The organism is Paenibacillus hexagrammi (assembly GCF_021513275.1).
Lineage (GTDB): Bacteria > Bacillota > Bacilli > Paenibacillales > NBRC-103111 > Paenibacillus_E > Paenibacillus_E hexagrammi.
In genome coordinates, this window is record NZ_CP090978.1 from 4,681,910 (window position 1) to 4,706,859 (window position 24,950).

A 24,950-nucleotide genomic window follows, 5' to 3' on the forward strand; every position below is an offset into this window, starting at 1 on the left:
TCGGCTCCAAGCTGTATATCCCAAAATTTGAACTATGCGAGCTTTTGGTTCTCCTCTTCATAGTAACCTTCCAACGTTTTCATCACCTCATTGATCGTTTCCTCGTACTGTTCCTTGAAACTTCCCTCTTGTTTGAGCTTCTGAATGAAGTGTTCATAGATAGGGCTTGCTGAACGAAAAAAAACCTAGAAATAACAAGGGTTTAACCGTCCTTTTGTCGAAATAGGATGCAAGGAAACCGGTAGGTAGTCCGGTAAAAACCGTGCATCTGGAGGGCAAAATCATGTTTCAGCGAAGTGAAGGTCAGCTCATTCTGCCAGGCGACTTCTTCCTGCCGTTTGGTGGAAAATTAAGCGAAGATAACCGCTGGGTGCTTCTCGCGGCGATGATCCCATGGGCAAAGGTTGAGGAGAAGTACGCCAAATCCTTCAAAAGGAGCCAAAAGGGTCAAAAAGCGGTACCCGTCCGTGTCGCGCTCGGGGCGCTCATCATTCAAGAGCGGCTCGGGACCGATGACCGAGAAACACTTCAGCAGATTCTGGAGAACCCGTATCTGCAGTACTTCCTGGGGTTGCCTGGTTATCAGAATCGACGTCCGTTTCACGCATCACTTATGACTCACTTCCGTAAGCGACTTGGCAGCGACGTCCTTCAAGAAGTGAATGAATGGATTGCCCTCGAAGAGGTCCAGAAACAGACAGACGAGCAAGGCTCGGATGATGACGACTCCAGTGGAGGCAACGCTGCAGGAAGCGCAAGCGGGAGTCTCACGCATCAAAACGCCGAAGCGCCTCTTCATCAAGGAAAGCTGCTCCTTGATGCCACCTGCGCTCCCGCCGACATGGCGTATCCAACCGACCTGTCGCTGCTGAATGATGCGCGCGAAAAACTGGAAATCATCATTGACCTGCTTCATCAGCCGCACCGTGGAAAGACCGCAAAACCGCGAACCTATCGGCAAAAAGCCAGGAAGGCGTACCTTGCTGTGTCCAAGCAGCGGCGCGTAAAGCCCCGCACGATGCGCAAAGCGATCGGAAAGCAACTGCGGTTCGTTGCGCGCAACTTACGAACGGTTGCTGCTTTAGCTGAAACTAGTCATCTGTCGGCACTGCCTAGGAGCCTGTACAAAAAACTGTTGGTCATTCAGGAGCTGTACCGCCAGCAACGGCAGATGTTCGATGAACGCTCGCACAGCATCCCGGATCGGATCGTCAGCATCTCGCAACCGCACGTTCGTCCCATTGTGCGCGGCAAGGCAAAGGCCAGCGTAGAGTTTGGCGCGAAAGTCGCCATCAGCTTGGTGAACGGCTTTGCGTTTGAAGAGAAACGGGATTGGGACAATTTCAACGAAGGTCTCACGCTGAAGGCCTCAGTCGAAGCCTACTACAAACGATTTGGCTTCTACCCCGAAGCGGTGCTTGCGGATCAGATCTACCGTAACCGTGAAAACCTGCGGTATTGCAAGGGTTTGGGCATCCGCCTCAGCGGACCGCAACTTGGGCGACCATCCGCTAATCAAGAGGAAGCCAAGCGCCTCTCCAAGGTCGACGCATCGGAACGTAACGCAATCGAAGGCAAATTCGGCGAGGGCAAGCGTTGCTATGGGCTTGGTCGTATTCGAGCACGCCTTCAGGCGACGAGCGAGACGGTCATCAGCATGCAGTTCCTCGTGATGAATCTGGAGCGAAGACTACGGCTTTTCTTTCTGTCTTTTTTCGCGGGGTTGCAAACGGTTCGGCTATGCGTGAACGTGAGGCTTTTGAAACTAAATTGATTCGTTCAGCAAGCCCTAGATACGAGGGTTACGGACAATCTTATTCACCGCCTTACGAGCAAGATTCAAGGATAGGGGAACATCGTATGCAAACAGGTTTTCTATTTTTCTGGCTCTATTTTCTTCGGGAAGGCATCGGCGGATAAAGGTTCTTATCCAATAATGAATCCCCTCGCTCAGGAGTATATAAGGGTTTTTCGACAGATCGCAAACCATGAATATATCTGTCGAGGACGTATGTTTTCTACGAATAATCCCCTTCATTACAAGCCCATTGAGCATGGTACTAACCGTTTTTTCAGAAATTCCTGTATACAGACTTAGCGTTTTGAGAGAGACTCGACTATACCCGATATCATCAAGCCACGACATCAACTCCCACAGCACCGCCTTTTCATTTACTGAAAGAAAGAAGCACCTTCTCAGCACTTGAGGAACGGATAGGAAGTAAGTATTATTCACTTGGCGGCATGTTACGTAACTGCCTTTCTCCTGTTCTCCGTCCAGTTCCGCGAATGCGCCCTCGTCGTCAATGTAGTGAAACTGGTTTTTCATGTCATCCAACCATTGATATCCTGCCATGTTCATCATCCTTTTCTATGTTTTCAGGAGCGATGCTCCTTCAATTTCTCTATACGAAGAGGTGACGCGGCAGTTAAGACCTGTATAAAAAGAAATCCCCGCACAACGGCGGGGATAGGTTAGCCAAACAACGGCAAGTATTTACGATAGTAATCCATATGATCGTCAGATAGCCGCCAATCATACTGATTTAAGAATCGAGCAACCTTTGCTAAGACTTGATTCCGTTGAACGACATCATTGTGCTTCGATTTAGCAAGGTAATGAGCGAGGCTAAGCTCGACTTGCTCTTGTGACATCGGGTCTTTGACATACTTTACGAAGATGCCGACAAGCTCGTCCATACCATTGGAACAATGTCCGAGCACGTTCTCCCGCCGCATCAGGGTCAAGGCTGTATCTAACGGTAGTCGTTTCATGGATGCGCCCTTCCTTCTGCGGCGGCGGGGGCGGTTAGCTTTTGCTGGACTGTCCATTTCCTCCATAAGAGATACTGCCGCTGTGCTTCTTGCTCATCATAGCCATGCTGTACCATGACATTCAGGATGGCGCGGGGGATGGAATCGGTGTAACCATACAAGCAACTACGAAACCTTTCCCATGAGATGTCATACAAGACAACAAACGCTCGGTGTGTTAGCCCTAGCTTCTGAATGCATTCATTGACTGGGTGATTCATGAATGATTTCTCCATTCAAGTGTCCTCCCTTATAGGTTAGACACTCTACAGGCAGGAATCACACCAGACATACAGAAGCATAGGACGTTTTTGGATTCTTGAATTTGTCACAACGGGAGTAATCCGTGAATAACAAGACTACATAGAAATTAACGGTAATTCCCTAATTAACTCCATTAGATTACCGCATCTCGTCACACTATCTGATGATTTTCTCATTCGGTTAAATCTTCGCACTGGCATGGAAACTTGATATTGCTTAGCTTCGTTATCTCCCGCCCGCTTAATAGACGGTGCGTGATGCGAGGCGGGCAACGTCGGTGAATTATGAGTTCATTCAGCACTGGGTAGCCCCCAACCAAAAAATTGAACCAATTACTTGAGTCACTCAATCTCACCCATGAATTCAGTTATCAAATAGATATGTTCTATCAACTTCACTTTTTTTAAATTTTCCACTTTTTCTGCCCCCTAACCCAAGAAGAGGAACATAACCGAAACATTCATCAAAAGCAGGTGTTTCATATTTTTTAATTGCATCTGGATATGGGGACCAATCTAGAGCATTATTTAGGTAATAATCATCAAAGATATCATTAAAAAAGAACTTGAAATTTTTTGCCACTACGTTCACTTTATGTTTTCTGTAATTAAGTGACAATAAATACTCATCTTCCCAAACTAAAATATCGCCCATAGCTGTAGTGAATAATGGAATAGCCCTTTGATTTCTACTATAAGTGTCATTTAATACTTCTTGAAAATCGTCGGGATTTACAACCCTAAGATAACCATTATTAATGCCACCAAATCCGAAATTTCTCCATACTTCAACCACTTGGACGGGTACATTATCCTTGTATTTTTCAATAACACTTATAGGGGTCTTTTCTTTAAACTTAAAATCATCAAAGATTTTAGACATACTTCCTCCTCTAATTACTCTGTTAATTTGATATTCAAATAGGTAGACTTTCTTTCTTCTTCTGTCATATTTTTAGCTAAGTCTCTAATTTTTTTATCCAATTCTCCAATTTTATTTTTCCACTGTGATCCAAGGGATGAATTAATCCCCAAATCACCCAACCCGTCAATTTTTTCTGGATAACCACCAGCAATTTGGTCAGGGTTATGCAGTGCTGCCTTATCCTTTATCCACTCATTAGCTTTTTGTTCTGCCTCTTGATATGATAAACCTTCTTCACGAAATTCATCAATCTTATCTTGAAGCGCCTTCTTCCTAGCTAATTTTTGAGCGGCGTCCCCTTCCAATGCCCTGCCATCTTTCAAATACCTATCCCTATTAGCAATAAACTCTTCTACAGTTAACTCATTAATTCCGTCTTGTTGATCTTTTAATTGCCTTTTAAATTCCTCAGAATCATGTTTTTTATTGCGTTTAAATTTAACATCTATTTCTTCAATCCTAGGTACGTTTACTGAAGTTTTATTAACTTTAACCGTACCCTAAGTTGTAAAGCTGATTCCTTCTATGAAAAAGTGGCACCTGTCATTTCTTCCAGTTACCACCATTATAAGCCTTATCCAACTTGCTTTTCTATCGACTTTGCATCCGGTAAAACGAACTCCGTCTTGTTCTTCATCATCCCATAAATGATGTTGACGAGTCTACGCATCACGCACACCAACGCTTGCTTTTTCGACTTTCCTTCGGCGATCTTCCGATGATAATATTCATGGAAGAAGGGATTTCTCGGCTTGCGGCTGCCTTTAGCTACTTGTACTTGTTGAACGGCAAGGTTATAAAATAGACCATGAAGGATACGGTTGCCTTGCTTACTCTTCTGTTCTTTCCCTTTACCCGCGGAACTGAATAATACCGGGGCGACTCCTGCGAATCTCGCCAGTTTATCAGCACTTGGGAATCGGTTAATGTCACCAATCTCTGCGATCAAGTACGCCGCGGTAACGAGATCAATGCCTGGCATCGTTTCCAGCTTATAATCAAGCTGACCGAGCAGTGTCTTGATCTCATCATGAATATTCTTCATCTCTTCCTGCTTGAATCGCAGGTCCCGAACAAAGCTTTGAATCAAGAAATCTCGATAGTGCTGATAATCTCGGGTGGTGTCGCCATCCCGTTTCACCAAAGCTAAGATTTCCTCCGCCTTCTTCGTCGAGCAGGTGTTGTGGCTTGCCTTTCGCAATACTTTTGCCAACTCTTCTGCTGTCATATCTTCAAGCAATTGTGGTGAAGGAAACGTATGCCAAAAGACAAGCGCACACTTGCCGTCAATATCGCTGAAAAACTTCTTGTAGCTCGGATAGTGGTGACTGAGTTGGGCATGAAGTTGGTTCTTCAACGAGATTTGCGACCTAATCAAGCCTGTTCTTCGGGATACAAGCTGACCCATTGTCCAGTATACATCTTGCACGTTCGCATCCGGCAGGATGTCCAGCTTATTCAGTAGGATTTTGGCTAAACATTCGGCATCCCAACTATCATTTTTCTTTGTAGTTGGGTAGCTTTTCCGTTCAGCATAAGACAGAGCTGTATTGACTTCCTTTACCTTCTGCTTTTCTTCAAGCAGATAGACGGCAAGAGACCTCCCGTATCCACCGACATCTTCAAGTCCAAAAAGTGGCGTTACGCCTCTTTTGGCATAGCCCTTTACCTGCTGAAGAAAGTCCGGAAAAGCATTCGGAATATTGTTGAATTGAATTTCTCCGAGCTTTTCATTCCAGCAGTTGACAATAACGGCGGTATGGGTATGCTTGTGCAAGTCCACGCCGACATAAATATGCTTTTCCTTGTAATGGCGCATCGAAATCCCTCCATGTGTCAATGAAATGGAAAGAATGTCGGCAACCTCAGCTCGAGCGTTAGTCCGAAGACCCGCAATGGGACGCCAGCCAGTCCATTCTTTCAGTTCAATTGACATATAGAATTATCCGCTCATTTTTTAAGCAGACCGTAATTTTTTTTAGATGATGGCTTGGTGTTGACCAACCGCTTCAATACTGCCGTATGAATATGTGCCTCGGTAAACCGGTTCATGGTCGAAAATCCGTTTGATCTGCACTTTGGTGAAGCTCTTGCCTTGATCAGTCGTATAACCTTCCTTGTTCAGCTGATCTGCGTACTGAGCCAATATCCAATGAAGGTTCTGTTGCTTCAGTTCAAATAACCGCCTGACAATCGCTGCTTTGCGATCATCGACTACCAGCAGTTTGTTGCCTTTGATCACTTTATAGCCGAAGGGGATTCCTCCACCTGCATAACCGCCTTGCTCCGCCTTTTTTCTTCTCCCTCTGCCAAGCTTCAATGCGATCTCAAGACGTTGGTACTGATCCAGTAGCTCCAGCATTCCGTTGACCAAGAAGTCGTTCGGGTCATAGGCATAAATACTGTAATTCAGCTGTTCTATCGCCTTCACATCGACTCGATGCCGCTTTAATTCCCGCTGAATCAATACCTTTGCCATGTCCGAACGCCACAAACGCGAAGTATTCAAGACGATAACTCCTTGAATATTCAACTGGCTGATGTCGGCAAGCATGTTTTGCAAACCTTCACGTTCAACGGTCAAGCCTTCTTCATCGACTTTGGCCCCACTAATACCTCGATCTTCGTAAATTCGGAGCAGTTTCAAGTTATTTTCTTGACAATATCGGTTTATTTCATCAACCTGATATTGCAGACTATAACCGTCTTTTACTTGTCCTTGAGTCGATACTCGGACATATCCAACGACATTTTGCATCGTTTCTCCCCCTTGGTTACAGCATTTCAAGTTGCTGTAACCCTTGCTAATCAGCATATCTCCTGCTTCTGTGAGATTGTATGAGATCGGCCGCTTCCTGACAAGAGGTCCAAATTATAAGCATGGGGGTGAATTTCGTTCCCAAATTACTTGCATGAGGTACTGAACTTGAAATAAGCCCTATGCGCATGATGTTCCTGTATTTGTGATCAAACAATTTGCATGAGCTACTGGTTTTCAAATACGATTTTTACTACGGGTCTGCTGATTCAGCATGCTTTTTTAGCGCACGAGTTTCGATTTTAGCGCGTTCTAATGCTTAGGGAATAGTAGAATATAGGACAAATAAAAACCTTGACTGAGTGACGAGCACTCGATCAAGGTTCGGTAAATAAAAGGTCATTGCCTATAAATTGTCGATCCCTTCCTGAAACATATCTATAACATAATCGTCAAACGTATCATACCTCACAGACAATTCCTTTCCATTTCTGTCCCAAGTATAAACTTTTTCGTCAACAAAATCGGCGGAATACATACACCTTACAAATTCCCCCGAATCTTCAATCACAATAAGGCCATCACTTAACCCCAATTTCCTCCATCTTTCTGTTGACTTTACTACTGAAGCACCAAGTTTACCTTGAACCCCTAAGATTTCAACACCACATATCCCGCCAGATCCATAACTAATTACAAATCCCCTATAACTTTGTGGGAATTTTAATCCAAGTGCTTCTTCGGCACTCTGAATATATTCCTCAGATACCTCTCCAAAGAAATCTTTTTCTTCGGAATACTCCTCAATCATTTTACTAATTGTTTCGTTCATGCATATTCGCCCCTTCCCAATTATTCATTTGCACGCATCTTCCAGTAATTGCTCCTAAAATTATTATACTGCTTTTCAAGATCAGGATCATTTCTAAAACTATTACCATCTTCTACCAAGCCATGTAAAGTAGAACTATATTTATCATGCGTTGTTTCAGCTATTTCCACCATTCCTCCCGGCTCTTGCTGAATCAAATGGTGTAATTCTACTCTGCTCTCCTCACCATCCTTAATAACATAAGGAGCTCTCCTTTTTCCATTAATTCTTTGTTGCTCATTCCAGCCGCACTCGGATCTTTTGGATAGTATTTTTTATCAATCTCGATTTGGTAAACTCTTCTTGAAACATCGACTTCTTTACCTGCTACTTTAACAGTGCCTTTAACTTCAACGGCAGTGTATTTATCGGGTAACCACTCAAGATCAATCTTTTCTGAAGATAGCTTTGTGGCTTTTAACTTGGTAGGAATTTCACCCGTCCCCTCAGCCACAGCCTTCTCTTTCGCTGCTCTCGCCGCCGCTTCCTCTTCAGCTTCAGCCATCGCTTTGTTGTAATTCAGCTGCACCTCTGTCTTTTTAATTGCTTGTTCCCCTGTATTCTCTACAGCTTCATTGAATGCATGATGGCCTGTGCTTGTCGCCAATTTCGGTTCGAGGTTCATCGCCAATCTGTTCATGGCTGTTTTCAAAGCATTACCGCTGAGCTCGCCCGCTTTCAGCACGAGCTTGCCTATTTCGTTGGCATCGGAAACCAATTTATTCTTTACGGCTTGTTTCACCGTATCAATTCGTGTTTCCAGCTTGGCTATGCTCTCTTGGGCCCGTAAGACTGCCTTGTTCATGCTGGACTTTATCTTATCTATGACTTGATGCACGTCCAGCTTCTCTACCGCTTTCCTTGCGGAAGTGAAGACTTTGCCAAGGATGGCTTCTCCTGCCTTCACTACAGATCGCACCGCGTCCGCCGCCTTCGTGGCGGCTTTCACGACTGCTCGGCCTGCTTGGTACATCTCCATGCCTCGTCTGGCGAACTTAGCGCCGGTGGCTGCCCAGCCTGCGAATGGTATGCACGCTGCTAGAGATAGCGCTGCCCCCACATAGTCTCCGCGGGCAAGCGAGATGCCTGCATTCGCAAGGTCAGCGACCTCTCCGAGTCCGGGAATAAGACCCACGACGTCTAGTGCAATTTGCACGCCATCAAGCAATTTGCCCCAGAAGCCGCCCTTCTTCTTCTCCGCTTCTTCTCTTCTTCGCTGCAGGATCGCAGACTCCTGCTCAATGACCGGCGGCACAATGGAAGCCAGCTCCGCCGGCAGCGGTGCTACGAAGACGGGTACTTTGAGCGTGCCCTCCATCTTAATTTCATCCGCCCGTACATCTGCATTCCCATCCAGGATGATGCTGCTGTCTTCACAAAGCAGGTAGATGGCATCCTCAGCATGCAGCGTTAAGCTCTTCTCGGCTTCGAAGATCAAATCCTTGTCGCTATGAAGGAAAATGCCCTGGTCACTCTGGATATGGATTCCCTCTTCAAGGTCCAGCTTCAGGTAGATGCCCTCGCTGTTTGTATCCCTTTTGGCGGTCATTGTCAGGGCCTGTCCCCCGAACAAGACTTCTTTGCCTTGGTTACGCCAATATTTCACCGAAGGGTCGCTAGATGGAGGGCTCTTATGGATGGAGCCTACGGCTACGGTCCCTCCTTCCTCACACCCCGGCACATAGAGCTGTACCCGATCGCCGGTCCCTGGCATATCGTAGAGCCCCCGCCGGAACCTTCGGCGGAGTATGCGGAGGCGTACGGGAACCAGCCTGAAGCCGCGCCCTTACGCCCCTCGTCGATATCCAGCTTGACCTTCACCGAATGACCCTTGACCTCCTGTACACTGCCAAGGAGGGTCGCTCCCGTCATCTCATGGTTGAGGATTCGCAGAACACTCATTCCTGCTTCAAGGGGAGACAGCATGTAGGTATAACTTAGAAGCCCGTCTGTTAATGCAGCTGTGTACCCGACTACGGTGAGTTCCCCTTCCCGGAACATCACTTTGTCTCCGATCTGGTACGATTGGTCCGTCACTATGGAATAAGCGGTGAATTCTCCTTCGCTGCCGTGCCCATCGTTGAACGCGATGTTCATCCACTCGGCAAGGCTTCGTTTGACCATGAACGGCTCTTCCGGCAGCGATCGCATTCTGCCATCCGGCAGACCCACCATCAGTTTAGGCCCATCCCCAGCAGCATCGGCCATAAGTACAGAACCAAAGTGCGAAGCCATTCGTTTCAAAAATTGCCAATCCGTCTCCATATATTGTAAGGTAAATGACCCTAAAGCGGAAGAACCCGTGGCATAGTCGAGCACATCCGACTGTTCATAATCCGACATGACGGTTTCGATAAGCTCTCCATAGGTCATGTGTGGGTTCGGGAATGAACGGCTCTTACGCTTCAAATCCATAATAGCGGTATAGGAGCTGCATTCCAGCTCCAGGTAATAAATGCCCTGAACGGCCTTAATCTTCAGTAAGGAGACGATCCCTTTGAACAAACGCCTGGCTGAGCCGTTCTCCTCTACAATTTGGATCTCCACGGTATCTCTGCTGCTGGAGTGTTCCATGTAGGAAGTTCCATGTTCCTCCGGGATGATTCCCGAGAGAGTCAGCCTGGCATGCTCTCCGGGATGCCTAATGATGTCCATGTGCTGTATGGTTTGCAGCTCATAGGGCGAGATGATGCGGATATTGCCATATCCCATTGCCTTCTCTACGGCTTCCACTCACTTGCTCCCTCCTTTCCATATCGGTGTGCCGCTCTACATTTCCTGTCCGTCATCCTCGATTGAAATGATCCCGTTATATTGGCAGGTCGTGGTGGATGGACTGAGCAAAGCAGGCTTTCCTTCAATGAGCTTATCTTGCTTTCCGTGCGTCCATGGCATCTGAATGACGGGCTTGCAGGGCATCGGCCGCAGCACATTCTCATTGGCAGTCGTTGCCGCATTCACCTCCGGATTCTGAATCGTACAGCACATGCCAAAGGGCATAATATTCTGGTACGGCTTGTAATCCTCCACGGTTAGCTGCGGTTTCCCCTTGATCGATACCCCGTGACTCAGCGGCATCGTCAGTCTGGTTCGCATATTCCCGCAGCTGCAGCTCACGACCGCCCCAGCCACGACAAAGGTTTGCTGCGTCTGTCCGCCGCTCCGCTTGACCTCGATTGGCCCTCGAATGATATTCATCCGCTTGTCATCTCCTTCCCCTTAGCAACACTAGACAGCCGCTTAAACCTCATACCGGTCAAACCTCGCCGCAAGATACTCTCCGCCATCGCCAGGTCGACGACCAACACATCCTCCAGCAACCCCCCAACCTTGAAAAAAGGATGCCTGATCTGCTCTTCTTGGATGACCAGCTGTTGAAGCGTGCCGTCCTTGCGAAATTCGCTCTGTTCGGATACACAGTGAACAACCGGTGGCACCACCAACCAGTAGGATTCCTGCTTCAAGTGTTTGAGATCGGTGAGTACGACCGGTTGAACGTGCAGCTGCTTCGAGCATTTTTCCAGGTGACGCTTGAAAGGTTCGGAATACAGCGGGATCGGACGCTCGATGAAATCCACGAATCTCCCCCCGCCCGGCTGTTCCCGCACCTGGAATTGAAGCAGCCAATCATCAAGCTCGTGAACACGTTCACGGGTGAGCATTTCTTTGGGAATATCCGTTATTCCCATGGGCTTTGCGGCATTCAGAATCCGCTCATCCTCCGTAATCTGAAAATATCTCATGCGCCTGCCTCCCCCTGCGCTTTCACCCAAATGACCGACTGCAGCTGCTCTTCGCTCAGCGCAAGCTGCTCTCTGGCTTCGAATGAAAAGAGCGCCTGATCGAGTCGAGCGCCTTGAAAGTTCGTATGCCGCACATTCGCATCGATGAATATCGCGCCTCGCAGATCCGCGCCTGTAAAATCCGCTTCCTGCACATCAGCTCCTCTAAAACTGACGGGCACGGCCCCCTCCGACATCTGCATCGTCCCTTGACCGGCTATAATCCCCTGCAGCTTGGCACCTTTCAGCATGCAGCCTGAGAAATCTGCACCCAGCAGGAGACTAAAGCTCAAATCGGTATGCGCAAGCATGCAAGACTCCCAGCGGGTACCCATCAGCACGGCTCCATTCCACACACTTCGCGAGAGATCGCACTGATTCAAGCGTGAGTACCGAAGGTCGACCTTCTCAAGTTCTAGGTCTTGGAGATGGGCATGGTTGAACACTTCATAGCGATACGCCGATTCCTCTTCAGCAGCCAGCGTTCGGCGAACAGCTTCCGAATCCGTCTCACGAAAGTCATCCTTGTATACCACTTCGCTCAGATCCATGTATTCGCCAAGGCGAAATTCTACCGTTTGCGACCGTGTAAGCTGTTGATACTCAGGCAAACGAATGACTTCAGGCATGGCGTACCTGGTTACGGTTACGAGATAGGCATGGAAGTTGCGGGCTTCCCGCAGCATAATCCGTTCAATGTCCGGCGCTTTGACGGTCCCGTGATACGACTCAGCCGCCTGCAGCCACTCTTGCCTGCAGCGTTGAAGATAACCAAACGCCCAAGAAGCGTCATATTCCACTTCACAAAGCTTGCGATCGAAGAACCATCGGGAGTCAAAAGCTTCCGCCACATAGCGATTTCCGCCATCCAGAATTTCCGTTCGCAGCATGGAACACGTCACATAAGCGATGTCCCCCTTCTCTCCTTGCTGCTGCAGGGCAGCAGCCTGAACGCACACCTCTCTCATGGCTTCGATGAAACCTTGAGTCAAGGCATCTATATGAGTTCGAACATACAAGTCCAGCTCCAGCAGGGCTGCCTGGACCCGCCACTGTACTTCATCCGTCTCAAAGTCGGCTAACGCTATATCCTGCATCAAGGCCTGTCCGCTCCTCATCCCGGTTAGTTTGTTTTGGCTTCCTTGCCGGTGATCTCGGTATGTCCGTCCATCCTGATCTTGCTTTCCCGGCAGGTTAGCTCGAGCGATTCTTTCGCGCTGATTTGTATGCTTTTCTCGGCGTTCAAAGTAATATCTTCCTCGGTCTTAAGCTGGATGTTCTTCTTACTGATGATTTCAATTCCTTCTGTTTCATGCAAACGAATGAAGATTTCTCCGTCCTTACCCGTAATTGTGATCTCTTCAGAGGTCAGCTTCACTTCCTTGCCTGAAGCCGAGCGAAAATATTTAACAGACGGGCTTCCCGCATTGTTGTTTTGCCGCAGAGAGCTGATGGCCACGGCTTCTTCCGCCAATCGGCTAGGAACATGCACAATCACGCGGTCTCCCATCTCTGGCATGCAGTACCAACCGCTGCTTCCGCCTGCGGCGTAGACGGTTGAATAGGTGAACCACCAAGAGCCTTCAGGAGCTGAAGAATCGATGTCCAGATGTACCCTGACCTTATCCTTGGAGACTCCTATGACCTTCCCCTGGATGGAGGCGCCGATGAGCAAATCGTTAAATAAGGGATTCGGCTTCATTCCATTTCTTGGACAAAGGGTATATCGATGAAGAATCAATCCGTCGACCAACTCGGAATGCACTTCCCTCACATACAACGCCTTGCCTTGGAAGTCGACCTTACTGCCCAGATTCAGCAGCTTCAACGTTTCGACCTCATAGTCGATACAATCTTCCTCTCCCACTGCAAATTCTGCATTTTCCTTGGTATAGAGGAAGTCGGACACACGTTTTTTTACGCTAAAATTAAAAGCCTCGAGTTCGCCTCTGTCATCGCCATCCGGAACGCCGACAACAATCTTCGGCTGTTCGAATGTCGGCGCCGGCAATAACCCCGCTTGAAAATGAGAAGCGATCCGCTTCATAAACTGCCAATCCGTTTCTTGATACTGCAAAAGCAGACGGCCGATTGCCGCTCCGCCTGTCGCTTCATCCATAATGTCCGCGCCAGGATAGTCGGACGCCAGTCTAGCCAGCAGCTCGGGAATCGTCATCCCTGAATGCTGAAACGACCGGCTTTTGCGCTGAATATCCATGACATAGGAATAGGACACCGCTTCCACATCGAGGTAGAACACTTCCCTTACAGCTCTAACCTTAATGTTCAATACCATGCCATGAAACAACGTCCGTTTCCCCTGGTCGTCTGCTTGCTCAATCGTCACAGGCGTCCCGATTTGCGTATCGGTCACGTAGCTGTCCTTCAGCTCCTCAGGCACCACTCCCGTCAAATGAAGACGAGCATGCTCGTTGACAGCCTGGGTCCACACTAGGCTTTGGATGCTCGTAAACGTATAGGGCGAGACTTTGATGTTATCGTGTGAGAGGGCCGAAACACTCATTCTGCCGCCTCCTCTTTCTTATGTATGCTCTGCAGGGAGAACATCATCCCCTCAGCTGTGCGTTCCCAGCCCTTCATTTGGTCCTTCAAGCAATTAAACGTGCACAGCAATGCTTTGCCTTCCAAGGAAACATAGAAGATCAGCTGGTACAGCTCCGAATCTACGACTGGAATCACAAAGCTGCTGTAGCCAACAGGCTTGCCATGTATCTCTACAACTTCTTCCTTGAGCCATTGCGCCGCCGGTTGGGAACGCTTCAACATCTGTCCCATCGCTTTGGTAAAATCTTCAACATCTTCATCGTCCAGCAGCGTTTCAGAGTAATTGAAGGCCAGATTCACCGATGTGCTCTCATCTGTAAGAATCAAGTTCGGTCGGCGGTTGGACGGATACTTCAGCTTTGCAACTTCCGGGGACATCTCATGAAAGGTTCTGGGCGTGCGCAGCTTCGGATTTTGCCCTCCAGTAGAACTCGATCCTCGAATGGAACCCACTCATCTCCGATCTTCACCAAGGGCTGCATGACAAGAGACTCGGGATCCGGACCTTGTTCCTTCACATCCGTGTCATTCTCATCTCCCGCTTCCTCATACAGCTTCGCCATAATGCTTTCATCCATAAATTTTTCCATGCCTTCACCATCCTTTCGTCATTTCCCTATTTCTTCAATCCACAATCATCCGCTGCGGTCCATGGGAACGAGGGCCCATACGTCCTGTGCCCCCAGCCTTGACGCTTTCCAAAATGCGGCACAAGCTGCGGTGTATCACCGCATTCGTGTAATCCTTGTAAGGAGCACCAAGCTTGCGGGCCAGATAATGCAGAATGATCGTCCGCTCCGCTATACCTTGGTTCAGGCATGTCATGCCGAAGGCAAGATCGGCGGCATCCGTAGCAGCGCTTTGCAGCAGCTCGGAGGCGAATGTGCGGAGCATCTGCGGATTCAGCGTCGGACCGCCGATACCGGCATAAGGCGCATGGATGACGCATAAGGTGTTGTACTCCGTTGCATAATCAGCAAAGCTGCGGTAGTCCGTACGAATCCTGGCGCCTTCCTTCAATTTGAAGCGGCCCAGCTCCATCTCATCCGGACTGCAGCTCAGCTCTTCATCCAGCACAACCTCGCTCAATCGCTCTGTGAAGTCGCCGTCCGAACGCTCGCTCAACAGACGAAGCTTAATCACACATTCGACGCCGGTAGCCCGGTATTCCAGTGGCAGCTCCTCCGGCAGCACATAGATGCGGCCTTGATGCTTCACCATCCCCCTGCCGATGAATATGTGACGTTCTCCCACGCGAATTCCGGAACCTGCGACAATGCCATCGGAATAGTCCTGCAGCTGAATGTCCAGCAGGTTCCGCGGATAATCCCTCACGCACTCCAGCATCTCCGCCTTCAGAATTCGTCCTTTGCGAAATTCCGGAAATCTATCCGTAAACAAACGAAACTCCCTCCTTTCTTCCATGAATCATGAATACCGCTTATTTCAATCCATCGAAGAAATCCAATTCGGACAGATCATTTTCAAAGGCAAAAAACTTCTTGCGGCCAACCAGCAGCTGCTCGTTCTGACGGGCAACCGGAACCACATGAAAGCCCCAATTGTTATCTCCGGTAAAAACAAAAATTTCACTTCCCCATTCTCAATGGAATCCGTGTCCTCCTGGGGGATTTTATCTCCATATAAGGCGTGAATGTCTTTGTACAGCATGCTTTGGTATTGCGCAGTATCATTGGTGTATGTATAGGTATGGCGGAGCTTGCTGTCGCTCCCCTTCAGGTAAAGCTCGACCTCGGCAACTCCCATTGGCCTGGAAATCGTGCCATAGCTGCGGTTCAGCCTGTCATAGCTGCTGATGAGGAGCACTTCGTTGCGGTTATGCGTGTAAGCGCTGACTGAGTAAGGAACTGCCGGATCGTGATTCGTGATCTGCGGTTCGATCAGCCCTGCCTTCTGAGCGCTCAAATAACGGACAGCCCCGCGCAAGCAGGCCAGCTTCAGATCGGGCACCTTACCGTCTTCCTCGGACTTCTGCTTGAATTCGATGCTTCGTCCAGGAACAAATTCCTTAAGCGCTTCACGAAAAGCATCGATTCGGCACGATTGGCCAGTCAGCTTGATAATGGAATATTCCTGCAGCTTTCCACTGAGGTAGAACTCATCGAGAAACTTTCGCACGGTTTCATAAATATCCGCTTTGATCAAATGGTTGATCTCTTTAATATTGAAAACAACGTTCGGAAACTCATAGACCGGCTTGAACCGCCCGTCTTCCAGCACAGACAAGCACCATCGGTCCACGGCTGTGACTTTCAGGTCGTTCTCCTGACGATTGTCGCTCTCCGAGTTGAACCTGTTGCGCAGAATCCCGGTTTTGCGGAAAAATTCCTTCTTCATGTTCTCAGCGATTTCCCACAGGAAATAGAAGTTGCTTTTGACCCGCTGATACTCTTCACGGGTACGGTTCTCATATTCCGCAAAACGTGTTGGGATTACTGATTCAGCCTGACGGTAGCGCGCCTCGAACCGCTCATAGACAGAAGCAACGCCGCTCTCATCCACATGCCGGAACAGGTCGTTGCCAGGAATATCAATGAGACTGTCGATATCGATCGCAGCACTGCCCGAGCGGTAGTATTCCGCAAATACCACCTTCATGAACTGCAGGATGCGGTAGGTGATGTTGTTGCCGCCGAAATTCGTGTCGCCATTCTCATACGTAGTTTGAATATCAACTTTGTATGAAATGCTGCCGTTCTCAATGCGGAACTTGCCCGATGACAGGTCGGTCGTCCCGCCGCCGCAGTCGATGACCAACGCCTTGTAAGTCTCCCCGTCGATGAAGCTGTTCTTCTCGATCTGCTCGGCAATCGTGTTGTACAGCACAGCCATCCCTTCGTCGAGGGCATGCTCCGTCTCTAGTCGATATTCCGGAATGATCTCCGCGAACATATCGAGAAACTGCGACTTCAGCTTGACGGGACTGGATATGTGCAGCGCTTTGAACCTGCATTTGAACTGCTGCTCCGCAGTTTGAATAACGTGCAGCAGATATGCGCGCAGAATGTCGCCTCTTTTGACATGTGCGGTGTAGCCCTGTCCGTCAGTGATTTCTTCCATTCGGGAATAACTGTTTACCCACCGCTTGATCGCGTGACACACAGTGGCTGTGCCGCTGAAGCCGTTCTTTCTCATGTACTTCAACGCATCATAGCCGAATTCATAACGAATGTCGGCCGGGTTGGAGCAGTCCGCCGCACTGACTACGGTAGGCAGCACCTCGATCCACTCCGTTGCTTTGCCCGAATGGTCCGGGAAGCTAACATAATTGATGCTGTCCAGCCGAACCCTGCCGTTGAGCACCGCATTACTGCATACGGAAGATACATAGCGTCTGTCCAGGTAGGCGCCCGCTGTTGTGTTGGAGGTGCCAAAGTCAATGGCCAGCACGGCGGAAGTTTCCTCTACCTCGCGGATTTCCAGATCGGGCACGGGAATTTTGTAATACTGCAAATTCACTGGAAGCAGCGGCTTATCCTGTGTATAAGCTTTATATAAGTACTCCGAATCCTGACGGCGGAAAAATAACAGACTATACTGCTTGTTCGCCGTGCGCTTCCATTCGATTTCCCCGCCTGTAGTCAAGTAATACACGCCGGCCTCCCGGCCGTCTTTCACCAGATTCAGGATGGCGCACAGCTCCATCCGATCATTGACCAAGAGCACATTGGATTCTCCGATGCCGCCGCTCGCCTCGATCCGGTAGTGATCCAGCTTGTCCACTTTAAGTCCGGCATACAAAATGATCCTGGCAGGCACCTGAATACTGCCGTGGTCCGGGAGCTGCGTCTTGAGATATTTATCCAGCGCCGCTTCCAGCCGCAGCATACCGCCGGGCTTAAACGACTCTATGAGAAGACTCCGTTCTGCGCTCCTGTATTTCAGAATCATGTGGATCAGCCCTTCACGGTCCAGCGTATGGACCATTCCTTCGACCAGCTTCTCCTTGTGGCAAATGTTGCGCAATTGGAACGTGGTCATCTCGGTCAGCTCTTCCCGCGTATACCGCATGCCTTCACGCTCCGCATCCTGACCAAATTGCTTCGCATACAGCTTGTATGAATAACTCAATGTTGTCCCTCCTAAGCCTGTCATCTCCGTACAATCACGCTCAGTAAAGCACGGATTCGCCCAAACGCATCGTCTCCGCCACGCCGATAACACCGATGTGATCGCTCCAGAATAGCTCCACCTGACTGGATAGCGGCAGGAACAGCTCCTGCAGCAGCTGCAAGCGCTCCTTCACAGCGTTGTCTTCGCCTCGGCCGAGATAGAGCAGAAACTCGCCTTCGCTATTGCTTTTCGCATATAACAGAATGCCGGGAAACAATCGTTTCACGGTTTCTTTCCACATATATTCCGCTTCACCCGTTTCATAGCAGCGCAGTAAATGAAGCCCTATGATGTCCTTCTCCTTCGCGCTGAACAGTCGTATCCGCTCCTGAATCGTCTCCCCGAAGAGGCCGTTCTCCATATCAGCCACGAGAAAACGGGTATAGAACTCCCGCTTGTTCATGCCCTGCAGCACATCGAGATTTCCCAGGAAATGCACCGCAATATCGAATAGCGTCCCTCGCAGCTCTGCATCATCTGTGTTCTCTACATCGCACAGCTCTTCGAATACATCATGAAACCTGTAGTACGGATTGATCTCCGCATCAGGCTCAACCTCATGAGCATTCAGCAGCGGGAGACTCAGCTCCATATAGGGCGAGAACGATTCAGCGCAGGCAAACCGCAGCTCCTTCTTATCCATCCCAGCCTGCTGCGCCAGGACGATCAGCTCCCAGATATAATTCATAGACAGGCACCCATCACTTGGTACTCCGGCAGATGGCGCTGCACCTCAGACATAAGAAAGCTGATGCGATCCAGCACTAGCGGAGCTGCTACTGTTACCGTGAAGCCCAGCAGGAGTACCCGCTTCTCGCGTTCAATCCGAAGCGTATCCTTCAGGAAGGGATTCATGGAGTAGAATCCCCTTTCCGCGCTCTCCATCCGTGCCTGCGCATCGGAAGACAGCAACTCAACCTTGTCCAGACGCAGACCTGCGGCCGCTTCGAACGAATAGACGATTCGCTTCACGTCTCCGATGGAACGAAGCGAAGCCGCCTGCAACCGTTCAAATCCGCTGGCAAAAGTAATTCGGCGGCGGTTGCTGACGTGCACCGGCAGCCCTTCTGGCCTCTTTACGGACGTTCCTGCGGACATCCCCTCTGGGGTTCCCGCCAAAGCCGAAGCCGTTGTCGAAGCCGCCGCCGCCTTTCCTGCACCCGAGGCCCCCTTACCTGCAACCGCGAGATCGGGCTGGGCCACTTTCCACATGCTCCAGCCTCCGGCCTTACTCTTCGGAGAAACGATGACGATTTCATTCACTTCCCGCTTGACATATCGCAGCTCTTCCTCATGGGCGTCAACCAGGTACCCATGGCCGCTACCCGTCCTGCGTATCGAAAGCACGTGCTCATAATTGATCTTGTCGAGAGCCGGAATCGGAAATCCGGACGATTGAAACATCAATCGCTCGATGTTCCATAAGGGAATCCAATCGATACGCTTATCGGCTTCATATTCCTCCAAATGGATTCGGATCTCGTTAATAACCAGCCCTTCGTGCAGCACACTCTCGCATTCGACCAAATGGACATCGATAAATTTATAAGCGTACGGATGATTAACGGTCGTCCACGGGACTCCGTTCAATCGGAACAATCCATACAGCTTTTCTATAGCTTGAATGTAATCCTTCTTGGCAGTTACTCGTACCTTCATGCCTATCGTGCCCTCCGGAGTCACAAGCTCTCCCCGAAAGGTCCGCCACTCGGCCAGCAGCCTATTCATGCGGTCCATATCGCACTCCATATAGAAAGATTGGAGCTTAGCCTCCTCGCCACGCTCCAAGCATGCCGCCAGCTCGCCCGCCTCAGGCATTGCTGCAGGCAGCGCATCCTCCGGCAGCATCGGATGCAGGAATTCATCGATGGGATCCAGCTCCTCACGGTGGCATACCGAAGCGTATACCGTATACAAATCACCGCTTCCGGCAACCTCGCGGAATACCCGCTCCTCCAGCTGCCGGCAGGCGTCCTCCTGGCGGTCGGCCAATTGGCTGAACACACCTGTCAAAATGTGCCTGAGCAGCTTCCTCTGCTCCAGGTCCTCCATCTTACTCAGACGATCCGTCACGATTTCTCTCATCAATATCCCGTCGTTCCTTTCTGCATCTGCACTACTATCCCTCGGCCGGGACCGCCTGCTATCCAGAGCTGGACTCGGAGCCCGGGGCGCCGTCCGCCGCCGGCGAGCTGCTTGGCTGCGGCGGATTCAGCTTCGTTTGCGCATCAAGAATCTTGCGTTCTACGCTGAGGACCTTATCCAGCAGCTCAGCCTGCTGATAAATCCCTTGGACGGCCGTGTAGGTAGCGATCGCCTGCTGGTACTCCTCCGCTTCCATCTGCTTATCGCCCTCTTTTTCCATATCCTCGCCCTTAGCCTGCTGCTCGCTCTTCTTGATGCTCTTCATTTGGTTGTCTACTTCATTCATTTTGAGCGAAATCTGCTGTGTCCCTTGAGCGAAATTTGCCAGCACAGCCTGCTTGTTCGCGTCCTCATACGTTTCCTTGGCCCCGGCATAATCCTTGGCGGCCAGCTTCATATCACCCTGTTGAATCATCCCCAGAACAAGCAGATACGTCTGCGCCTTCTTCTTGTTCTCGCTGACTCCGCTCATATCAAAACCATCATGAGACTTCGCTTCTTTCTCTGCGGCCTCATATTTGCTAACGGCTTTCTCGTAGTCGCCATCCTTCATGGCGTCATCGCCGTCCACGACCAAATCTGCGAGCTGCAGCTTATCGGCTATGAGCTTCGTATGCACCTTATCATTAAGCTTAATCGCCGCATTGCGCGCCACGCTGTAGTCGCCGGCAGCTTTAGCATAGTCACCCTCTTGCGCTTCCTTATCGCCCTTTTGCTCGCTCTCCACCATGCTCGCTACCGCAGCAGCTTTCTGATTCGCTGCACGAACCTTGTAGACAATAGCCCCGCTTCCGAAAAGCACGAGAGGGATCAGCAGCATGGCGGCCGTTTTGACCCATTTGCCCCAATTGCGTTTATTCGGCTGTTCTTTATACACTTTGCCCGCATAGATGGCGGCAGCTGTGTAATTATGAATCGTGCGTCCCTGACGGCTGAGCATGACTTCCTCCAGCGTATCGACAAACTCTTCCGGACCTTCCGATTCCTCGATCGCATCCAGCATCTCGACATGATGCACGCCCTCCCATAAGCCAAGCGAGCAGAGCAGCAGGATATCGCCGTCCTCCAGCCGGGCTTTGCGGGATGCGTAAGGGCTGCAGCCGTCCGGCTTGCCGAGGTAATTCAGCAGATTATGCTTCTCTTCATGTCTGTCCGCATCATCCCGGCGAATCTTGCCGGTGTGAACCAGCTGCTGCGCCAGGCTCTGATCGACGCTGCGCGCCAGCAGCTTACCCTGGCGAAAGTGATAAAAGCGCGTATGACCCGCGCTTACCCACACCGCATGCTTGTAATCCGTCGCCACCAGCGTGAGACTTGCCTTCAGCCGCACACGCTTGCTCTCGCGCATCAGCAGCTTGTGAGCCTGCTTCACATAGCGCTTCAGCTTTGACCTGGAAAGCGTTGGCCGTTCGCTGAAGCTTCCCAGCACGGATTGTACGGCAAGCATCGCGCTTTCTGTTTCCAGATCGTTGTCCAGTCCGTCGGCAAGCACCCAACAGGCTAAATCATCCAGCTCAGCGTAAGCAAAATAATCTTTATTGTTCAGGAAGGTTCCCGCTTCCGAGAGAAATGCTGTCTGAAAATCGCTGTTCTCTTTTCTCATGGCAATTACCAGCCTTTATCTAAAATAACAATGGTCGCGTTATCCTGGTTGCTTCGCCCCTTCGCTTCCACTGCCTCAATAATGCGTTCGGCCGCCTGCTGCGGATGGCGCGAGCTGCGCAGCAGCTGCTCGATCTCCATTTCCGTCAGCGCATGGTACACGCCGTCGCTGCAAAGAATGACCTTGTCTTTCTTCTGCAGCCGGAACGGCTCATTCCCCACTTCAATATCCTTAAAGCCTTCATGGCCCAAATAGTTCACAAGCCGGTGCTGCAAAGGGTTCGTCACCGCTTCCTCTTTCGTAATCTCGCCTGACAAATAACGAGACTGCAGGACACTGCCGAAGGTCTGCCTGCTGTTGATGGGAATGAATTCTCCGTTCCTATAGACGGTCAGAATGCTGTCACCTACGGAACCCCAATACAATAAGCCATCAGACACAACAGCAGCTACAAGCGTAGTCCCGCCTCTGCCGCCGCCAAGACTGCTGACAATTTCCTCATTACTGCGGCGCGCCGTCCCGGCAAAGAAGGAACGCAGATCGGCACTCCTGCCAAGTCGCTGGAATTCCTTCACAAACACGGTAACAGCAGCCGTGCTGGCCAATCTTCCGTTAGCCATGCCGCTGATGCCGTCGCCAAGCACAGCCAGCGCACCATGTTCCATGAATGCAGTCGCAAAATAGTCATCCTGCTCCTCGCGCAGACCGATCGTCTGCCCGTTGCCGACACGGATCGCGGGAAACGAGAGACGAGCTTTAAGCTGCCCTCGAAGCAGCAAGAGCAGAATAAACAGAATCCCCCATCCCGTCAGTACGGTGTACGGCACAGCTTCAGGAGTGATTAACCAATTGGCAATTTGTCTCATTATCATCATCCTAAGCCCTATTGTGATCCCATTCGAAATGCACACCGCACAGCGGAATAAAAATAAACTTGCTGCGTCCGAGCTGAATGACATCATAAGCCGTCAGCTCGACAGGCGAATAAACCGCCTCATTGTTGTGATACGCCAATCCCGACGCGTCGCCGGGCAGCAGAAAGAAGCTGCGTTTCTTCGGATCATAGACGATCACTGCATGATTGCGTCTGGAAATCGTGTTGTCCCCGATAATTTGAATATGCATATCTTCCGCGCGACCGATGAAGTTTTTTTCCACATTAATGCGGTAATCCTGTCCCAGCTGCGGACCCTCGATACATACCAGCCAACCGGTAACCGGGTCAACGCCCTCGGCGTCTTCCAGATACGGCATCGTCTTCTCGTCTGCAGCGAGCGGAACCGGAGGCTTCCTCCTTGCCTCGGCTGTGACGGCGGTTTCGACCGACATGAAGCAGTAAGGACATGTAGTTCCGTGCTTTTTCGTGCTGAACATGTGGCCATTGGAGCATCTAGTTAAACTCATCTCGTTTATCCCCTTTGCTGATGACTGACTACTGAACCAGCAGTCTTGTATTCGCTATATAAATCACATCACCGATTTCAATCAGATGCGGTTCTTCCACTTCCAGCTTTCGCTTCTTCGGCTGCCGGACTTTCTTGATGCCGACGCCATTGCGCGAATGAATATCCTCAACAAACCAGTTGCCCGCTACCAGATTGAGCACCGCGTGCTGCTTGCTGATCAGCGAAGCATACTCCGCTTCAAATAAGTTGATATCCACTTCCCCCGGCACTGAGCTCTTGCCGATCAGCAGCGACGTATACCCGTGAAGCGGCCACTCGTGTACGACTTCTTCCTCTTCATCTAGCAGCGCCAGCTTCGAGACGGCGGATTGTTCTTCTCCAGCCATCAGCTTCGGCAGCCAGCGAACGGCAAGAAAACCGACAACAGCTATCGCGACGGCTGTGCCCCCTATGATTTTCGGCAGCGGGGCACGGTTGAATCCATACACATAGACCGCTGCGCCAAGCGTAATCAATATCAACAGCGCATCAATCACTTTTATCCAATAAAAACCCGTTGCCACCTTCATAGCGATCCCTCCTGACTGTATGGCTTCTTCGTTGTGCGAGTAAGGATTTGCGGATTATTTTTTCGAACACCAAAATAAGACTCAAACCAATCGGACGATTTGCCCGCCTGATTCTTCCCAGCTTGTTCCTTCTTGCCGCTTTCGGCAGGTCTTCCTGTCTTCGGGTTAAAACCGAAAAACTGCTCAAAGTTTTGCGAGAAATCTTCCATGTTAAAAGATCTCGTCCCCTGGCTCGCCGAGCTTCGCGAAGCCCTCTCTTCACCTGCGCCCCTGCTTTCGCCCTGCGCGTTCTGGCGAAACTTCTGATCGTATGAATGCCGGGAAGCTTCGTCCCCGACCGCTTTGTAAGCCTCGGATATTTCCATAAACCGCTGCTGTGATTCAGCGCTGCCCCCATTCGCATCCGGATGATGCTGCTTGGCGAGCTTTCTGTAAGCCTTCTTGATTTCCTCCTGCGAAGCGTTCGGGCTCACACCTAATATGTCGTAGCTTGTTTTCATCGCGCTCATCCCGTCGTCATGTGATTGCTGCATGGCAGTTGGCCAAATATTTTAAGGGACCCGAGAGTCCCTTAAAATTGGCACTGCCTATCAGCGCTGGATTATACGGCGTAGCCGCCTTCGACTTTGGTAAATTCCGTTTTGTCTTTCTTTTGCTTAATCAAAAGGGTGAATGTACCTACGCCTTCCACATCGCCGAAACTTTCGCTGTAATCCACAACGAATGCGTTAGGGAAATATACTTTGCGGATCACTTGATCAGCTGCGATTACTTCCAGCGTTACTTTGCGGTAGCAATCTGCTTTCTCTGCGGAAACCAGTGACCATGTCGCCAATTTCATGGTATCGTCGGCGTTATCGCCATCTGTTGCTGTGATGATTTTGCCGGAAATTTTCAGCGTAACGCCTACATCTGTCGATCTTGCATTGGAATCGTCCGGTGTATCCGTGTCAAATTCAACTGTACGGATGTTGTCCATTCCCAATTCGATTGTTTCTGATCCTTCTACTTTCAGTCTGAAACCCATTCCAAAAAACCTCCTAAAGTATAATTGCTCCGCAGGGCTCTGCGCCCTGACAGAAATTTATGTATAAAGTCGGACCCGTAAGTCCGGC

General features: G+C 50.0%; 27 protein-coding genes and 1 pseudogene. 1 reads left to right on the forward strand and 27 read right to left on the reverse strand.

The genetic code is table 11. The annotated features are described in order from the left end of the window. Positions 1–283: 283 nt before the first annotated feature. A complete protein-coding gene (locus L0M14_RS21095; RefSeq protein ID WP_235117997.1) occupies positions 284–1,774 on the forward strand; it encodes an IS5 family transposase in 1,491 nt (496 codons plus the stop codon). A 15-nt stretch (positions 1,775–1,789) separates the two neighbouring features. Here the strand turns inward: L0M14_RS21095 and L0M14_RS21100 are convergent, their stop codons facing one another. The 27 genes and pseudogenes from L0M14_RS21100 to L0M14_RS21230 all read right to left on the reverse strand — a co-directional run bounded on the left by L0M14_RS21100 (position 1,790) and on the right by L0M14_RS21230 (position 24,862). Then, a complete protein-coding gene (locus tag L0M14_RS21100; protein ID WP_235118545.1) occupies positions 1,790–2,356 on the reverse strand; it encodes a helix-turn-helix domain-containing protein in 567 nt (188 codons plus the stop codon). Positions 2,357–2,475: 119 nt separating this feature from the next. Beyond that, positions 2,476–2,775: a hypothetical protein gene (locus L0M14_RS21105; protein ID WP_235118546.1), complete on the reverse strand. Its 300-nt coding sequence runs from the start codon at positions 2,773–2,775 to the stop codon at positions 2,476–2,478. Further along, positions 2,772–3,050, reverse strand: a complete 279-nt coding sequence (locus L0M14_RS21110) for a preprotein translocase subunit TatA (protein ID WP_235118547.1) — start codon at positions 3,048–3,050, stop codon at positions 2,772–2,774. The genes L0M14_RS21105 and L0M14_RS21110 overlap by 4 nt, the downstream gene beginning before the upstream one ends. 391 nt (positions 3,051–3,441) lie before the next feature. Then, the gene (locus L0M14_RS21115; RefSeq protein WP_350340481.1) at positions 3,442–3,960 is read right to left on the reverse strand and encodes a GAD-like domain-containing protein; all 519 of its coding nucleotides are present in this window, start codon (positions 3,958–3,960) and stop codon (positions 3,442–3,444) included. Between the two features lie 14 nt (positions 3,961–3,974). Next, entirely contained in the window at positions 3,975–4,460 is a 486-nt protein-coding gene (locus L0M14_RS21120; RefSeq protein WP_311198921.1) for a polymorphic toxin type 15 domain-containing protein, read from the reverse strand. A gap of 116 nt (positions 4,461–4,576) precedes the next feature. Beyond that, a complete protein-coding gene (locus L0M14_RS21125; RefSeq protein ID WP_235122988.1) occupies positions 4,577–5,821 on the reverse strand; it encodes an IS110 family RNA-guided transposase in 1,245 nt (414 codons plus the stop codon). 159 nt (positions 5,822–5,980) lie between these two features. Further along, on the reverse strand, positions 5,981–6,760 hold the full coding sequence (locus L0M14_RS21130) for a recombinase family protein (protein WP_235118548.1): 780 nt from the start codon (positions 6,758–6,760) through the stop codon (positions 5,981–5,983). Between the two features lie 406 nt (positions 6,761–7,166). After that, on the reverse strand, positions 7,167–7,592 hold the full coding sequence (locus L0M14_RS21135) for an SMI1/KNR4 family protein (RefSeq protein ID WP_235118549.1): 426 nt from the start codon (positions 7,590–7,592) through the stop codon (positions 7,167–7,169). 20 nt (positions 7,593–7,612) lie between these two features. After that, the gene (locus L0M14_RS21140) at positions 7,613–7,789 is read right to left on the reverse strand and encodes an HNH/ENDO VII family nuclease (RefSeq protein ID WP_235118550.1); all 177 of its coding nucleotides are present in this window, start codon (positions 7,787–7,789) and stop codon (positions 7,613–7,615) included. An 11-nt stretch (positions 7,790–7,800) separates the two neighbouring features. Next, a complete protein-coding gene (locus L0M14_RS21145) occupies positions 7,801–9,345 on the reverse strand; it encodes a hypothetical protein (RefSeq protein WP_235118551.1) in 1,545 nt (514 codons plus the stop codon). After that, on the reverse strand, positions 9,282–10,364 hold the full coding sequence (locus L0M14_RS21150) for a contractile injection system protein, VgrG/Pvc8 family (protein WP_235118552.1): 1,083 nt from the start codon (positions 10,362–10,364) through the stop codon (positions 9,282–9,284). The genes L0M14_RS21145 and L0M14_RS21150 overlap by 64 nt, the downstream gene beginning before the upstream one ends. 36 nt (positions 10,365–10,400) lie before the next feature. After that, the gene (locus L0M14_RS21155) at positions 10,401–10,829 is read right to left on the reverse strand and encodes a DUF4280 domain-containing protein (RefSeq protein WP_235118553.1); all 429 of its coding nucleotides are present in this window, start codon (positions 10,827–10,829) and stop codon (positions 10,401–10,403) included. Next, positions 10,826–11,374, reverse strand: coding sequence for a serine protease (locus L0M14_RS21160; protein WP_235118554.1), 549 nt, complete (start codon positions 11,372–11,374; stop codon positions 10,826–10,828). Before L0M14_RS21160 ends, L0M14_RS21155 begins: the two co-directional genes overlap by 4 nt. After that, positions 11,371–12,510, reverse strand: a complete 1,140-nt coding sequence (locus tag L0M14_RS21165; RefSeq protein ID WP_235122989.1) for a pentapeptide repeat-containing protein — start codon at positions 12,508–12,510, stop codon at positions 11,371–11,373. The genes L0M14_RS21160 and L0M14_RS21165 overlap by 4 nt, the downstream gene beginning before the upstream one ends. 26 nt (positions 12,511–12,536) lie before the next feature. Further along, complete coding sequence (locus L0M14_RS21170) at positions 12,537–13,937, reverse strand: contractile injection system protein, VgrG/Pvc8 family (RefSeq protein WP_235118555.1); 1,401 nt, start codon at positions 13,935–13,937, stop codon at positions 12,537–12,539. Next, positions 13,934–14,356 (reverse strand): hypothetical protein, encoded by a 423-nt coding sequence (locus tag L0M14_RS21175; protein ID WP_235118556.1) that lies wholly within the window; start codon positions 14,354–14,356, stop codon positions 13,934–13,936. Before L0M14_RS21175 ends, L0M14_RS21170 begins: the two co-directional genes overlap by 4 nt. Continuing rightward, a complete protein-coding gene (locus L0M14_RS21180; RefSeq protein ID WP_235118557.1) occupies positions 14,332–14,568 on the reverse strand; it encodes a hypothetical protein in 237 nt (78 codons plus the stop codon). Before L0M14_RS21180 ends, L0M14_RS21175 begins: the two co-directional genes overlap by 25 nt. A gap of 34 nt (positions 14,569–14,602) precedes the next feature. After that, a complete protein-coding gene (locus L0M14_RS21185; RefSeq protein ID WP_235118558.1) occupies positions 14,603–15,379 on the reverse strand; it encodes a DNA and RNA helicase in 777 nt (258 codons plus the stop codon). A gap of 40 nt (positions 15,380–15,419) precedes the next feature. Then, a pseudogene (locus L0M14_RS21190) lies at positions 15,420–18,094 on the reverse strand (molecular chaperone). Between the two features lie 16 nt (positions 18,095–18,110). Beyond that, positions 18,111–18,800, reverse strand: coding sequence for an iron-dependent peroxidase (locus tag L0M14_RS21195; protein ID WP_235118559.1), 690 nt, complete (start codon positions 18,798–18,800; stop codon positions 18,111–18,113). After that, positions 18,797–20,197: a normocyte-binding protein gene (locus L0M14_RS21200; RefSeq protein WP_235118560.1), complete on the reverse strand. Its 1,401-nt coding sequence runs from the start codon at positions 20,195–20,197 to the stop codon at positions 18,797–18,799. Before L0M14_RS21200 ends, L0M14_RS21195 begins: the two co-directional genes overlap by 4 nt. Before the next feature lie 58 nt (positions 20,198–20,255). After that, a complete protein-coding gene (locus L0M14_RS21205) occupies positions 20,256–21,860 on the reverse strand; it encodes a PP2C family protein-serine/threonine phosphatase (RefSeq protein ID WP_235118561.1) in 1,605 nt (534 codons plus the stop codon). A 5-nt stretch (positions 21,861–21,865) separates the two neighbouring features. Next, positions 21,866–22,726: a PP2C family protein-serine/threonine phosphatase gene (locus tag L0M14_RS21210; RefSeq protein ID WP_235118562.1), complete on the reverse strand. Its 861-nt coding sequence runs from the start codon at positions 22,724–22,726 to the stop codon at positions 21,866–21,868. Between the two features lie 10 nt (positions 22,727–22,736). Then, a complete protein-coding gene (locus tag L0M14_RS21215) occupies positions 22,737–23,264 on the reverse strand; it encodes an FHA domain-containing protein (RefSeq protein WP_235118563.1) in 528 nt (175 codons plus the stop codon). A gap of 28 nt (positions 23,265–23,292) precedes the next feature. Continuing rightward, complete coding sequence (locus L0M14_RS21220; RefSeq protein ID WP_235118564.1) at positions 23,293–23,835, reverse strand: FHA domain-containing protein; 543 nt, start codon at positions 23,833–23,835, stop codon at positions 23,293–23,295. Then, the gene (locus L0M14_RS21225; protein WP_235118565.1) at positions 23,832–24,335 is read right to left on the reverse strand and encodes a J domain-containing protein; all 504 of its coding nucleotides are present in this window, start codon (positions 24,333–24,335) and stop codon (positions 23,832–23,834) included. The genes L0M14_RS21220 and L0M14_RS21225 overlap by 4 nt, the downstream gene beginning before the upstream one ends. 101 nt (positions 24,336–24,436) lie before the next feature. Continuing rightward, the gene (locus tag L0M14_RS21230) at positions 24,437–24,862 is read right to left on the reverse strand and encodes a membrane-associated protease 1 (RefSeq protein WP_235118566.1); all 426 of its coding nucleotides are present in this window, start codon (positions 24,860–24,862) and stop codon (positions 24,437–24,439) included. Positions 24,863–24,950 lie beyond the last annotated feature (88 nt).

Coding starts and splice junctions, on each gene's coding strand:
- L0M14_RS21135 (WP_235118549.1), bottom strand. CDS start 7,592: ATGAACGAAACAATTAGTAAAATGATTGAGGAGTATTCCGAAGAAAAA.
- L0M14_RS21095 (WP_235117997.1), top strand. CDS start 284: ATGTTTCAGCGAAGTGAAGGTCAGCTCATTCTGCCAGGCGACTTCTTC.
- L0M14_RS21220 (WP_235118564.1), bottom strand. CDS start 23,835: ATGAAGGTGGCAACGGGTTTTTATTGGATAAAAGTGATTGATGCGCTG.
- L0M14_RS21125 (WP_235122988.1), bottom strand. CDS start 5,821: ATGCGCCATTACAAGGAAAAGCATATTTATGTCGGCGTGGACTTGCAC.
- L0M14_RS21230 (WP_235118566.1), bottom strand. CDS start 24,862: ATGGGTTTCAGACTGAAAGTAGAAGGATCAGAAACAATCGAATTGGGA.
- L0M14_RS21225 (WP_235118565.1), bottom strand. CDS start 24,335: ATGAAAACAAGCTACGACATATTAGGTGTGAGCCCGAACGCTTCGCAG.
- L0M14_RS21180 (WP_235118557.1), bottom strand. CDS start 14,568: ATGGAAAAATTTATGGATGAAAGCATTATGGCGAAGCTGTATGAGGAA.
- L0M14_RS21160 (WP_235118554.1), bottom strand. CDS start 11,374: ATGAGATATTTTCAGATTACGGAGGATGAGCGGATTCTGAATGCCGCA.
- L0M14_RS21130 (WP_235118548.1), bottom strand. CDS start 6,760: ATGCAAAATGTCGTTGGATATGTCCGAGTATCGACTCAAGGACAAGTA.
- L0M14_RS21215 (WP_235118563.1), bottom strand. CDS start 23,264: ATGAGTTTAACTAGATGCTCCAATGGCCACATGTTCAGCACGAAAAAG.
- L0M14_RS21110 (WP_235118547.1), bottom strand. CDS start 3,050: ATGGAGAAATCATTCATGAATCACCCAGTCAATGAATGCATTCAGAAG.
- L0M14_RS21105 (WP_235118546.1), bottom strand. CDS start 2,775: ATGAAACGACTACCGTTAGATACAGCCTTGACCCTGATGCGGCGGGAG.
- L0M14_RS21165 (WP_235122989.1), bottom strand. CDS start 12,510: ATGCAGGATATAGCGTTAGCCGACTTTGAGACGGATGAAGTACAGTGG.
- L0M14_RS21145 (WP_235118551.1), bottom strand. CDS start 9,345: ATGCCAGGGACCGGCGATCGGGTACAGCTCTATGTGCCGGGGTGTGAG.
- L0M14_RS21195 (WP_235118559.1), bottom strand. CDS start 18,800: ATGAATTATATCTGGGAGCTGATCGTCCTGGCGCAGCAGGCTGGGATG.
- L0M14_RS21170 (WP_235118555.1), bottom strand. CDS start 13,937: ATGAGTGTTTCGGCCCTCTCACACGATAACATCAAAGTCTCGCCCTAT.
- L0M14_RS21155 (WP_235118553.1), bottom strand. CDS start 10,829: ATGAATATCATTCGAGGGCCAATCGAGGTCAAGCGGAGCGGCGGACAG.
- L0M14_RS21115 (WP_350340481.1), bottom strand. CDS start 3,960: ATGTCTAAAATCTTTGATGATTTTAAGTTTAAAGAAAAGACCCCTATA.
- L0M14_RS21200 (WP_235118560.1), bottom strand. CDS start 20,197: ATGAGAGAAATCGTGACGGATCGTCTGAGTAAGATGGAGGACCTGGAG.
- L0M14_RS21175 (WP_235118556.1), bottom strand. CDS start 14,356: ATGTCCCCGGAAGTTGCAAAGCTGAAGTATCCGTCCAACCGCCGACCG.
- L0M14_RS21210 (WP_235118562.1), bottom strand. CDS start 22,726: ATGAGACAAATTGCCAATTGGTTAATCACTCCTGAAGCTGTGCCGTAC.
- L0M14_RS21205 (WP_235118561.1), bottom strand. CDS start 21,860: ATGAGAAAAGAGAACAGCGATTTTCAGACAGCATTTCTCTCGGAAGCG.
- L0M14_RS21100 (WP_235118545.1), bottom strand. CDS start 2,356: ATGGCAGGATATCAATGGTTGGATGACATGAAAAACCAGTTTCACTAC.